The sequence below is a fragment of the Psychrobacillus sp. OK032 genome (genome assembly GCF_900111345.1).
GTDB lineage: Bacteria > Bacillota > Bacilli > Bacillales_A > Planococcaceae > Psychrobacillus.
In genome coordinates this window covers 743477-756504 of sequence record NZ_FOGY01000001.1, presented here as the reverse complement: position 1 = coordinate 756504, position 13028 = coordinate 743477, and the positions used below count along the sequence as shown (strand labels likewise).

General features: G+C 36.0%; 13 protein-coding genes. 11 read left to right on the top strand and 2 right to left on the bottom strand.

Going from position 1 to position 13028, the window contains the following annotated elements:
• The first annotated feature begins 45 nt into the window (after positions 1-45).
• Positions 46-753 (top strand): hypothetical protein, encoded by a 708-nt coding sequence (locus tag BMZ04_RS03495; RefSeq protein WP_093265347.1) that lies wholly within the window; start codon positions 46-48, stop codon positions 751-753.
• Between the two features lie 43 nt (positions 754-796).
• Here the strand turns inward: BMZ04_RS03495 and BMZ04_RS03490 are convergent, their stop codons facing one another.
• Both BMZ04_RS03490 and BMZ04_RS03485 read right to left on the bottom strand, forming a co-directional pair.
• The gene (locus BMZ04_RS03490) at positions 797-1726 is read right to left on the bottom strand and encodes an LCP family glycopolymer transferase (protein ID WP_093265344.1); all 930 of its coding nucleotides are present in this window, start codon (positions 1724-1726) and stop codon (positions 797-799) included.
• 12 nt (positions 1727-1738) lie between these two features.
• Positions 1739-2557, bottom strand: coding sequence for an SGNH/GDSL hydrolase family protein (locus BMZ04_RS03485; protein ID WP_093265341.1), 819 nt, complete (start codon positions 2555-2557; stop codon positions 1739-1741).
• 158 nt (positions 2558-2715) lie between these two features.
• Between BMZ04_RS03485 and BMZ04_RS03480 the strand changes: the two genes are divergently transcribed.
• From BMZ04_RS03480 to BMZ04_RS03435, 10 genes are all read left to right on the top strand, one after another.
• Complete coding sequence (locus BMZ04_RS03480) at positions 2716-3441, top strand: YveK family protein (RefSeq protein ID WP_093265338.1); 726 nt, start codon at positions 2716-2718, stop codon at positions 3439-3441.
• Positions 3442-3445: 4 nt separating this feature from the next.
• Complete coding sequence (locus tag BMZ04_RS03475) at positions 3446-4165, top strand: CpsD/CapB family tyrosine-protein kinase (protein WP_093265335.1); 720 nt, start codon at positions 3446-3448, stop codon at positions 4163-4165.
• A gap of 65 nt (positions 4166-4230) precedes the next feature.
• The gene (locus BMZ04_RS03470; protein WP_093265332.1) at positions 4231-4998 is read left to right on the top strand and encodes a tyrosine-protein phosphatase; all 768 of its coding nucleotides are present in this window, start codon (positions 4231-4233) and stop codon (positions 4996-4998) included.
• Positions 4999-5218: 220 nt separating this feature from the next.
• A complete protein-coding gene (locus tag BMZ04_RS03465; RefSeq protein WP_093265329.1) occupies positions 5219-7054 on the top strand; it encodes a polysaccharide biosynthesis protein in 1836 nt (611 codons plus the stop codon).
• A 57-nt stretch (positions 7055-7111) separates the two neighbouring features.
• On the top strand, positions 7112-8416 hold the full coding sequence (locus tag BMZ04_RS03460) for a glucose-6-phosphate isomerase (RefSeq protein WP_093265326.1): 1305 nt from the start codon (positions 7112-7114) through the stop codon (positions 8414-8416).
• Positions 8417-8437: 21 nt separating this feature from the next.
• A complete protein-coding gene (gene galU / locus BMZ04_RS03455) occupies positions 8438-9316 on the top strand; it encodes a UTP--glucose-1-phosphate uridylyltransferase GalU (protein ID WP_093265323.1) in 879 nt (292 codons plus the stop codon).
• A gap of 143 nt (positions 9317-9459) precedes the next feature.
• The gene (locus BMZ04_RS03450) at positions 9460-10692 is read left to right on the top strand and encodes a DegT/DnrJ/EryC1/StrS family aminotransferase (protein ID WP_093265321.1); all 1233 of its coding nucleotides are present in this window, start codon (positions 9460-9462) and stop codon (positions 10690-10692) included.
• A complete protein-coding gene (locus BMZ04_RS03445; protein WP_093265319.1) occupies positions 10692-11303 on the top strand; it encodes a sugar transferase in 612 nt (203 codons plus the stop codon). Before BMZ04_RS03450 ends, BMZ04_RS03445 begins: the two co-directional genes overlap by 1 nt.
• Positions 11304-11305: 2 nt before the next feature.
• Entirely contained in the window at positions 11306-11827 is a 522-nt protein-coding gene (locus BMZ04_RS03440) for a GNAT family N-acetyltransferase (protein ID WP_093265316.1), read from the top strand.
• Positions 11817-13022, top strand: coding sequence for an ATP-grasp domain-containing protein (locus BMZ04_RS03435; RefSeq protein ID WP_218145511.1), 1206 nt, complete (start codon positions 11817-11819; stop codon positions 13020-13022). The genes BMZ04_RS03440 and BMZ04_RS03435 overlap by 11 nt, the downstream gene beginning before the upstream one ends.
• The last annotated feature ends 6 nt before the right edge of the window (positions 13023-13028 follow it).

Sequence of the window (13028 nt, the reverse complement as noted above, 5' to 3'; positions counted from 1 at the left end):
TCATGCTAAACTAAAGATATAAACGTGCAGACAAAGGAGAATCTTATGAAGAAACTGAAAATCTTTTTTATAGTAGCTTTAGTTATTATACTCGGAGCAGGAGGATACTTGCTTTATATGTTCAAGTTTAAGGAGTATGATGTGGCAGATGAAGAAGTGAGTGAGATTGTCGCAGATCCATATAAAGTGGAGCTGCCGGATGGAAGTACGCTTATCATCGATGAACAAGGAGAAGTTGTTGTCGAAGAGACAGGGTCATCTGAAAACAATACAAATACTGTTACGACAAGTGGATCAGCAAACAGTGAAAAGTTAGCTGGAAAGACGGCTGGATCTAGCACAGATCTAACAAGTACAGAAAACAACACAAGTGGTACGACAACAACATCCTCTAACGAAAAACCAACAGTTGCATCGATAAAAGACAAATACAGACCAGCACTAGAAGGACTAGAAGCGCAAGCTGACTCCAAGATCAATGCACTTATCGGACACGCAGTAAGCGAATATAACGGTAAAAAAGCAAACGGAGAAAAAGTGGATTTCGGCTATTTTTACAATAAATATACAGCCGCTGCTGGTAATCTAGAAGCGAGCACGGATACAGTTTTCTATGCAGTAATCGGTGCAGTAGAAAAAGATCTGGCTGCAAATGGCTATGATAAGTCCTACGCGCAAAATTTCAAAGATGAATACGAAGCGACTAAAAAAGCGAGACGGGACGGTATACTTAAAAAAGCACTTGGAAGCTAATAAAAATCCCTTCGGTAAAGTTCATTACCAAAGGGATTTTCGTCTATTTCAATTCCAAATGTGTTCTTAAAACTGCACGTATAGATGCAAGCTCCTCATTATTCATCATATAGTACCAAATACCAGCGATTGTCTCTCCACGACCTTCTTTAATATAAAGCTGATCCACATGTCTAACCGCATCCCGGTAGTTAGCTTGAACATCGACCATTTCATCAAACGTCATATTTGTCCGAATATTTTTCCCGATTGCACCAAAAATACTTTTGTAGTTGAGTAAGTTATTAATGGTTGCACCTTCGCGTAAAACTGCTTGTATAACTTGCTTTTGACGATCCTGGCGCCCAAAATCACCTCGAGGATCCTCATACCTCATACGAATAAAGGCTAGAGCTTCATCTCCATTAAGTGTGTTCGTACCTTTAGGGAAAGAATAAGGGCCGGAAGTGAAATCTAAAGAATTTGTAACGGTAATTCCACCTATTGCGTCGACAATATCTTTAAAGCTTTCCATATTAACTTGTAAAACATAATCGATGGGAATATCGAGTAAATTCTCTACTGTATTCATCGCCATCTCAATACCACCAAAAGCGTATGCATGATTAATCTTGTCCTTCACACCTCTACCGATTATCTCGGTGTACGTGTCACGGGGAATACTGAGCATTTTAGTGGATTTGGAAGTTGGATTGACTGTCATCACAATCATAGTATCCGATCGACCTTTATCATAGCTGCGTTCGTCCACACCAAGAACAAGTACAGAAAAAGGTTCCTTTTTCTTAAATGCGACAGGTTCTTTTCGTTTATCGGAAAGTTCACGTTCAATCGGCTCATGCATTTGTTTTGCCGTTTCCGTTAAATCTTTGTATATAATGGAGCCATAAACAATCAACCCGAGAATAATAATTATGATAATGCCGACAAACCACGGCCATTTTTTTCTCTTCTTTACAGTTGAAGACTCCATCGCGTTCCTCCATTATCGTCCAGTAAAATAAGTGATTAGAGAGGATGCCCACACTTTAGCACCTTCACTATTTGGACTCTTGTCTTCAGTTAACAAAGAGTTCAAGGCAGGGTCAGTCGTATCTGGCCATGCGCTCCAATGATTAATATAAGGATATCCATTAGTAGAAGAAAAATTCTTCAGAGCGTCAATTTGCACTAAATAGAAATTTGCATTATAAATAGGGTAAGACGGCTGTAATACAAGTACAGCATCTGATACTTCTTCTAAAGCCTTCCCATTAATCGCTTTAATATGCTGCTGTTCTTCTTCAATTTTAACGATTCCATTATTATTGAGCGTGAATGGTTCTAAAAGGACAAGGTCAAACCCTTTTTCCCAATTAATTTCTTCCATATTTTCATCGATAAATTGTTTAGACGTACCATCGAACGGCGCAACTGTCGTTTCGATAAAATCTCCATATGTATCCGTTAAAGCATTTGTAAGTAAAGTAGCGTAACCTGGTGCTCCTTCTTCCATTGCATCAGAACCGACAATGAGTAACTGAACTTTTTCTCCTGCATCTAATCGGTTCAACAATAAGTTTTGTACTTGTTCATCCGCATTTTTTATGCTCTCTTCGACAGTTTTTCTACTTAAAGACACAGACTTTTCATTTTTAGGTGATACAACACCCTCTTTTTCTCCTAGTTCATCCTGGGTATAATGGATTGTTTTTGTATCTGCTTTAACATTATCAATTCTTGATTTATATGTTAGATAACTGGAAATAAGCAAAAAAATACAAATAGCGGAAATAACTACTGCAATGATACGCCCATATCTCACGTGAACTCCTCCTTTACTCCTATTTAATTAATCTTACACTTCTTCTGGTTATATTATACTGCTCTATGATAGAATATTAAAGATAAAGGCGCAAAATGCCAACATATGCTATACTATATCGAAAATAGAAGAATCGAAATTAAAGGAGTTATCAGTTAATGGAAGAAACAATTAGCCTCCAAGATTTATTTAAAACACTGAAAAAAAGATTACTATTAATCATACTGACAACCATTATCGCAATTACGGTCAGTGGAGTTGTAAGCTTTCTTTATCTGACACCCATTTATCAATCCTCTACACAAATTTTAGTCAATCAAGAAAAAGTGGATATTAGTACATTTAACTCCCAAGACATACAAACTAACTTGCAACTGATAAATACATACAATGTAATTATTAAGAGTCCTGCAATTTTAAGTAAAGTAATTGAACAGCTAGATCTTGATACAACACCATCTGCATTAACCAATCAAATTACAGTGAAAAACGAACAAAACTCACAAGTAGTGAATATTACCGTGCAAGATGCCAATCCTAATATTGCAGTGGATATTGCAAACACAACAGCTACTGTATTCCAAGAAGAAATAAAAAAATTAATGAAGGTAGACAATGTAAGTATATTAACACCTGCCTTCCTCGGGGAAAATCCATCTCCAGTAAAACCAGATCCAATGCTTAATATGGCGATCGCAGCCGTTATTGGTTTAATGCTAGGGGTAGGAATCGCATTTCTATTAGAGTATTTAGATACGACGATGAAAACAGAGCAAGATGTAGAAGAAATTTTAGATTTACCAATACTCGGATTAATCAGTACTATTTCTGATAAAGAGATTCAACAAACAATGGTACAAATGCCACAAAGAAGAAAGAGGTAGTTAGATGGCAAAAGCAAAAACAAAAAAAACAAAAAAAAGCGCTATTCAAACAGTAGCACGAAAACTTGTTACTAGCGTGAATACAAGATCCATTGTGTCGGAACAATTCCGTACACTTCGTACGAACATTAACTTTTCTATGCCAGACAAAGAATTGAAAACATTTCTAATTACCTCTTCTTCTCCAGGAGAAGGGAAATCAACAGTGGCGGCAAATACAGCGGTTGTATTTGCACAAGAAGGAAAAAAAGTGCTGTTAGTCGACGCGGATATGCGTAAACCAACCGTGCACTATACATTTCATCTAACAAACACGCTTGGTACATCTAATCTGTTAACACGCCAGGCTACTGTAGCGGAAGTAGTAAAAATGAGTGAAATAGAAAACTTGGATATTATCACTTGCGGTCCTATTCCACCGAATCCAGCGGAGCTTTTAAGCTCTCAAACGATGAACAACGTAATAGAAGAGATGAAAGAAAGCTACGACATTATTATTTTTGATGCACCACCAGTTCTATCGGTGGCAGATGCCCAAATACTTTCAAACAAGTGTGAAGGGACAATTCTAGTAATGAGCGCGGGAACTACAGAAAAAGATGGTGTGCTAAAAGCGAAAGAAGCGCTTGTTTCTTCCCAAGCGAACATTATTGGAGTGGTCCTAAACAACTTCCAGTTACAGAAGGACAATTATTACTACCAATATTATGGAAATGCAGAATGAATAGGTAGCTTTACCTGTTCATTCTTTTTTTTGTTTAACTTATAGGAAAAAAGGGGAATTGAAAAGTGATTGATATACATGCGCATATTCTACCGGGTGTAGATGACGGACCACAAACAGTAACAGAATCGATGGAGCTTATCGAGCAAGCGATAAAGGAGGGGATAACTGATATTATTGCGACTTCTCATGCGGACAATCCCCATTACGACGTCCCGCAAAAGGTAGTGCTAGAAAAAATTGAGCTGCTAACTAAAGAAATAGAGAGAAACAATCTATCGATTAATATCCATCCAGGACAAGAAATAAGAATAGGTGAAAACACTATTGAAAAGTTAACAAACGGAGAACTCTTGACGCTTGCAAATTCCAAGTATGTATTAATCGAATTGCCGACTGGGGGGATACCTGCTTACACTGTTCAAATAATTCAAGGTATTTTAAATTTAGACAAAGTGCCGATAATTGCACATCCAGAAAGAAATCGTGCAATTGCAGAAAAACCAAGTAGATTATTGAAGTTGATCAATCACGGAGCACTAGCTCAAATTACTGCAGGGAGTCTCGCTGGTCATTTTGGTAAGACGATCCAAAAACAATCCCTTCAACTAGTGGATGCCAATCTGGTTCATACATATGGTTCTGACGTTCATAACGCAAAAACACGTCCCTTTTTATTTGATGCAGGACTACGTTATTTGGAAAAACATAAAAGACTAGATGCAGTCGACATTTTTCTTGAGAATAACGCAAGAATCGTAGAAAACATAGAAGTTATAATTTTAGAGCCAAAAGAACTAAAAAAGTCTAAGTGGTGGGAAATATTCGCATGATTTCATAATAATTAATAGATTTATCTGATAATATTAAAATTGATGATAAGTATCAATCAAAAAAATATGGAAGAGTTATAAACTCATTGGTTCTTTTGGATTATTAATCTGTCATTACCATTAATTAAGCTAAATAAAATCAACTAAATAAATTACAAAAGTGCTATAATCGTCTATGGAAAAGAATATACAAAAATGTATTAAGATTGGTGGGTGCTGGATGTCGTTAAGAAAAAGAATGTCGATGCTAGTAATTGTCGACTCATGCATCGTATTATTTTCAATCTATATTGGATATTTTTTGTTGCATCCGATAGACAACCCTTTTACTGACACTTTTTTGTTGATAAGTTCACTTACTATCTTTTTAGCACACCATGGTTTTGCCATGTACTATGGACTTTATCGAAAAGTATGGGAATACGCATCAGTAAGAGAGTTAGTGTCGATTTTTAAAGCCGTAACATTATCGATCATAGCAGTAGCAATTATTCAATTTATCGTAAAAGGGGACATCCTGTACCGTGCATTATCCATTACATGGATGCTTCATATTCTACTAATCGGAGGCTCTAGGCTTTCATGGAGAGTCTTCCGAGACACATATATATCAGGTGAAAAATTCACCAATAAAAAGAAACGTACCCTTATAATAGGAGCGGGCTCCGCGGGTACAATGATTGCGAGACAATTGCTTCGAAATAGCGAAGCTACATTAAAGCCAGTAGCTTTTTTAGATGATGATTCTACCAAAAAAGGGTTAGAAATTTTCAATATCCGTGTATTAGGTGGAATAGACATCATTGCAGATGCTGTAAAAGACTTAGATATCGAACTAATCATCATTGCTATCCCGTCACTCGACAAACAAACGAGTGCGATGCTTATGCAAAAATGCTTGGATACCGGCATTCATACACAGATTATGCCTCTTATAGAAGACTTACTGACAGGGAAAGTATCTGTTAATGAAATAAGAGATGTGAAAATAGAAGATTTACTCGGCCGTGAAGAAGTAGAATTAGATTTAGAAACGATCTCTACGAAGTTAACAAACAAAAAAATTCTCATAACTGGAGCGGGCGGCTCAATAGGTTCTGAGATTTGTCGCCAAGTAGCAAGATTTGACCCTAAACAACTACTCCTACTCGGTCACGGCGAGAACTCTATCTATACTATAGACATGGAATTACGTAAAAAAGTTTCATCAAATACAGAAATAATTCCAATTATCGCCGATATCCAAGATCGCAACCGCATCTTCGATATCGTATCGGAATATAAACCAGATGTAATTTATCACGCTGCTGCCCATAAACATGTACCGTTAATGGAGTACAACCCAATGGAAGCAGTCAAAAATAACATTTTTGGCACCAAGAACGTTGCAGAAGCTGCTGACATGTTCGGAATAGGATACTTTGTTATGATCTCCACCGACAAAGCAGTCAACCCACCGAACGTTATGGGCGCTACTAAGCGTTTTGCTGAAATGATAGTTCAGAATCTTGCGAAAAAAAGCGAGACAAAGTTTGCAGCAGTGCGTTTTGGAAACGTACTCGGATCACGAGGTAGTGTTGTACCATTATTTAAGAAACAAATAATGGCTGGTGGACCAGTGACGATAACAGATGAACGAATGACAAGATATTTCATGACCATTCCAGAAGCTTCAAGACTAGTAATTCAAGCAGGGACCCTTGCAAGTGGTGGAGAAGTATTCGTCCTCGACATGGGGGAACCAGTGAAAATTGTTGACTTAGCTAATAATCTCATTCGATTATCTGGTTACTCAAAAGGCGAGATTGAAGTCAAAGAAACAGGAATTAGACCTGGCGAAAAATTATACGAAGAATTGATGAATGAAAACGAAAGACAGAGTGAAGTAGTGTTTCCAAAGATTTATATCGGGAAAGCTACGCCGATTACGGGCAATGAATTAGATTACCTACTCGAAAAGATTCCTACACTATCGACATCTGCGGTAAAAGATATATTAGTAGGCGTAGCTAATCAGAAGAATGTTGAAGTAGAACAGAAGTTAGTGAGAATGTAACGTGTGATAGCATGTTGGATCTATACTAAAACTTGAACTTTTAGATTGGAGAATAAGATGAGCACATTAACATTACAAACAAAATACTTAGATTCTTATATTCAACAGGATGAGTTACTTCTATTAAATGAGTCTGTTAAAACTATTCACAAAGAAATGCATAATAGAAGTTCAACAGGAAGTGAATTTTTAGGGTGGTTAGATTACCCACTAGAGAATCACGACTCTCAGATAGCAGAGATGATTCAAATTGCTAAAGAAGTGCGAAGTAATGCAAAAGTATTTGTAGTCATTGGAATTGGTGGATCCTATCTAGGGTCAAAAGCAATTCAAGATGCACTTACCCCTTACTTCCGAGTGGATGATACGTTCCCAGAAGTAATTTATGCAGGTCAAAATTTAAGCGGTCGCTATATGAATCAACTATTGCAGTATCTCCAATATAAAGATGTGTATATAAATGTTATTTCCAAGTCAGGAACAACAACAGAACCAGCAATTGCTTTTCGTATATTACGAAAATACATGGAAGAAAAGTACGGAGAAAAAGCAAATGAACGAATAATTGTCACGACCGATAGTGAAAAAGGAGCCCTTCGAGAGCTAGCGAATGAAAAAGGCTATCGCTCATTTATCATCAAAAATGATATCGGAGGCCGCTATTCTGTTTTTACTCCAGCAGGATTATTACCGCTTGCTGTGCAAGGATACAATATCCAAGCATTAATGAGTGGAGCAAAAAAAGCAGCTATCGATTTACAAACGAATGATATTTTTACAAACCAGGCTTATCAATACGCAGTAACTCGTCAACTATTGCTTTCAAAAGGGTATGAAGTCGAAGTATTAGCTTCATTCGAGCCTGCTTTAAAAAATCTACATGAATGGTGGAAACAATTATTTGGAGAAAGTGAAGGGAAAGGACATGATGGGATATTCCCAGCAGCAGTCTCCTTTTCAACAGATCTTCATTCAATCGGACAATATATTCAAGATGGTAAACGATTTTTGTTTGAAACATTACTGCATTTCCATGAAGTAGAGGGAGATTGTGAAGTTCCATATGAGAGTCAGAACAAAGATCAGCTGAACTATTTAAGTGATAAAACACTAAACACGATCAATGATATTGCTACACAAGGTACAGCAATGGCCCATGTAGAGGGCGGTGTTCCAGTAATTAGTATTGAAGTAGAACGGTTGGACGAGTATCACCTCGGTTATCTCATGTACTTTTTCATGAAATCATGTGCAATGAGTGCTTATTTACAAGGGGTTAATCCTTTTGATCAGCCTGGTGTGGAAGCTTATAAGCAGAAGATGTTTGAATTACTTGGGAAGAATGTTGAACTAACTAAATAAATAAGGCATAGGTGATGACGAATGAAAAAAGTGAGAAAAGCTATTATTCCAGCAGCTGGATTGGGAACGCGTTTTTTACCAGCGACAAAAGCAATGCCGAAAGAGATGTTACCGATTGTTGATAGACCTACCATTGAATATATTGTGGAGGAAGCAATCGCATCTGGCATAGAAGATATTATTATTGTTACGGGTAAAGGGAAACGTGCGATAGAAGATCATTTTGATAGAAATTTAGAGCTTGAAGAAAATTTGATGGGAAAAGGGAAGTTTGATCTACTAGAAAAAGTAAATCAATCCTCTAAGGTTGAAATCCACTATATACGACAAAAAGAACCTAAAGGGTTAGGACATGCAGTATGGTGTGCACGTAATTTTATCGGGGATGAGCCATTTGCTGTATTACTTGGTGATGATATCGTACAAGCAGAAAAACCTTGTCTTAAACAATTGATTGAACAGTATGATGAAACTGGATCATCTGTGATTGGTGTACAAACAGTTGCGGATGAAAATACGCATCGATATGGAATTATTGATCCAAGTTCTAATGAGGGTAGACGATATCAAGTGAGTAATTTTGTAGAAAAACCTAAACAAGGTGCTGCACCTTCTAATTTAGCAATTATGGGACGCTATATTTTAACACCTGAGATTTTTGCGTTTCTGGAAAAGCAAGAAACTGGAGCTGGTGGAGAGATTCAGTTAACAGATGCTATTCAGAAGTTGAATGAGATACAGAATGTGTATGCGTTTGATTTTGAAGGTAAGCGATATGATGTTGGGGAGAAGTTGGGGTTTATACAGACTACTATTGAGATGGCTTTGCAGGATGAGGGATTGCGGGATGAGTTGTTAGTTTATCTTGATGAACTGATGACTAGTCGGTTGGTGGTTTAGGAAATAAAAGAATGAAGCCCATTTGGGCTTTGTGCTTTTTAGTGGGTTAGTAGGTGGCTTAGTGTTTAGGAAATTCATTTAAGCACTAAGCCGACTAAATAAAAGATTAAAACCTAAACATAGATAAAGCGAGGAAAACTAAAGTGATAGATTCTAAATTAAGAAATGTACCTTTCTCTCCGCCAGACATTACAGAAGCGGAAATTGAAGAAGTAATTAAAGCGATGAAGTCTGGTTGGATTACAACTGGACCCAGAACAAAAGAATTTGAAAAAAGAATAGCTGAATATGTTGGCGTAAACAAGGCTGTTTGTTTAAATTCTGCAACTGCTGCTATGGAACTTACTCTTCGTATTTTAGGAATAGGACCAGGAGATGAGGTCATTACCTCTGCATATACCTATACAGCATCTGCTTCAATTATCGATCATGTTGGGGCTAAAATTGTACTTGTTGATACCGCACCGGATTCTTTTGAAATGGATTATTCAAAATTAGCAGATGCAATTACAGAAAAGACAAAAGCAATTATCCCTGTTGATATTGCGGGGAAGATGTGTGATTACAATACAATTTATGAAATTGTAGAAAGCAAGAAAGTACTATTTAAAGCAAATAATGAAATTCAATTGTTGTTTAATAGAGTAATTGTAATGGCTGATGCTGCTCACGCTTTTGGAGCTGAAGGAAATGGATTGAAATGTGGACAAGTTGCAGATTTTACTTGCTTCTCTTTCCATGCAGTAAAAAATCTTACAACTGCAGAAGGTGGTGCGGTTGTTTGGAGTAATCGCATAAGATTAGAGGATGAATGGCTTTATAAACAATATATGCTATATAGCCTACATGGTCAGTCTAAAGATGCGTTGGCAAAAACACAAATTGGTGCATGGGAATATGACATTGTCTATCCCGCTTACAAGTGCAATATGACTGATATTATGGCTGGATTTGGATTAGTTCAATTAAATAGATATGAAGGTCTCATGAAAAGACGTAAAGAGATTATTGAGATGTACGATAATGCACTATTACCGTTAGGAATTCAAAGTTTGCAACATTGTGGTGAGGACTTTTCTTCTTCAGGGCATCTTTATTTAGCAAGGATTCCTGGAATAGGGGAAGTTGAAAGAAATCAAATAATTATTAAGATGTCAGAAGCGGGTGTAGCGTGTAATGTTCACTATAAGCCATTACCTATGTTTACCGCTTATAAGAACTTAGGATTTGATATAAAAGATTATCCTAATGCTTATGAAGTTTATAAGAATGAGATTACACTTCCGCTTCATACTTTGTTGACTGATGAAGACGTGGTATATGTCATTGATTCTTTGAAAAATGTAATAAGAGAAGTACAGGGTAGGGTGAAATAATGTATAAATTTTTTTTAAAAAGAGTATTTGATTTAATACTAGCAATAATTGCTCTGCCATTTTGGATTATTATATTAATTATTATCGGGCCAATTGTCTATTCTCAGGATAAGGGATCAATTTTTTATAACTCTCCAAGATTGGGTAAAAATGGAAAAGTGTTTACTATGTATAAATTCCGTTCTATGAGAATGAATGCACCTGACCTAAGAAATGAGGATGGTTCAACATATAATTCAGAAGATGACCTTAGGTTAACAAATATTGGAAAGTTCATTCGGAAAACAAGTCTAGATGAGACACCACAACTTCTTAATGTTATCAAAGGTGATATGAGCTTAGTTGGACCACGACCCGATATGCCTGAAGCAGAAAATATTTATACTGAATTTGAAGCAAAAAAGTTGAACGTTAGACCTGGAATTACTGGTTATAATCAAGCTTATTATAGGAATTCAGTTTTTACTAAAGAAAAGTTTGAAAATGATGTTTACTATGTTGAAAATCTATCATTCTTTTTGGATTTGAGAATTATTTATAAAACGATTGAAAGTGTATTAACAAGAAAGAATGTTTTTATAAATAATGCTAAAAGAAAGGGAGGTAATTAGTTTTGATAGTTGGTAAAAGAGTACAACTTATTGCATTAGATGAAGACTCCTTTGACTTGACCCTGAAGTGGATTAATGATCCTAGTATCAGAATGTTTACAGGAGCAAAATTCCCGGTAACTAAAATTGAACATGAAACTTGGTTTAAATCGAAAGCATTAGATAAGTATAATAAAACATTTGCGATTCAAAGTATAGAAACAAAACAGATTATTGGTTTAGTAGGTAATAATGATTATGATCCATTAAATAGAACAACTTATCCATTTATATATATTGGTGAAAAAGTTAACCAGGGTAAAGGTATAGGACAAGAAGCATTTTCACTAATCATTAATTTTTGCTTCGAAGTACTAAATGTTCATAGGATATATGGATATCTTTTCGAATATAATACTGCTTCTAGAAATATGTTGGAAAAGTGTGGATACATTTTAGAGGGTGTTCTAAAAGAACATTGGTATAAAGACGGCAAATATCATAATGTACTTGTAATGGGTAGGGTGAAAGATAGTGGTGAATAACAAAAAAATTATGATTCTTGGAGCTAGTGTATTACAGTTACCAGCTATAAAAACAGCTAAAGAACTGGGCTTTCAGGTTATAGCTGTGGATAAGGATAAAAATGCTGTTGGATTTGAAAGTGCAGATATTTGTTTAGAAATTAGTACAATAGATATACCAAGAGTTATTGCGGCTGCTAAGGAATATAAAATTGATTGCATTATGACGCTAGCAACAGATATGCCAATTAGGACCGTAGCAGCTGTTTCGAAGGAATTAAATATTGTTGGTATTAGTGAAGAAACCGCAATTAAAGTTACCGATAAGTGGATAATGAGGGGATGTTTAAAGGAGTATAACGTTCCAGTACCAGTATTTATTAAAGTGAATAGTTACATTAATTTTTATGATGCTATACATAAAATAAAAGGAAAGGTTATTGTTAAGCCTGTTGATAGTTCAGGTAGTAAAGGAGTATTTTTAATTGAAGAAAAAAGTAATATTGAAATAATTAAATCCGCTTATGAGAATAGCAAGTATTTTTCAAGTAATGGAGAAGTAATAGTCGAAGAATTTATGGATGGCCCAGAAGTAAGCGTTGAAACTTTGAGTTTTGAAGGAAATGTACACATTATAGCAATAACAGATAAGTTAACGACAGGTGCACCAAGATTTGTAGAGATGGGACATTCACAACCTGCAACAATTTCTGATGAACTAAAAAAACAAATCGAGGTTGTTACTATTGCAGCTGTTAAAGCTGTTGGTATTAATAATGGACCTTCGCATACTGAAATAATTATAACAGAACAAGGCCCAAAAATTGTTGAGCTTGGAGCAAGACTTGGGGGAGACAATATTACAACACATTTAGTTCCACTGTCAACGGGGATTGACATGGTTAAATGCTGTATTGATATTTCAATGGGAATAAAGCCGAATTTAGATAGGAAGTTTAACGGGGGTTCTGCAATACGATATTTTAATTCCGATAAAGGTCGTATACTAAATATAAGAGGAATAGACAAAGTGAAGGAGATGCCTGGAGTAAAAGAAGTTTATTTTACTAAGGGTATTGGGGATACAGTCGGAGAAGTGAAGAGCAGTGGAGATAGAATAGGTTTTGTTATTTCTCAGGCTAACACAGTAATCGAGGCCACAAATATCTGTAATAGTGCAAAACAAAAAATATATTTCGAAATAGAGAATTACTGAAAGGAA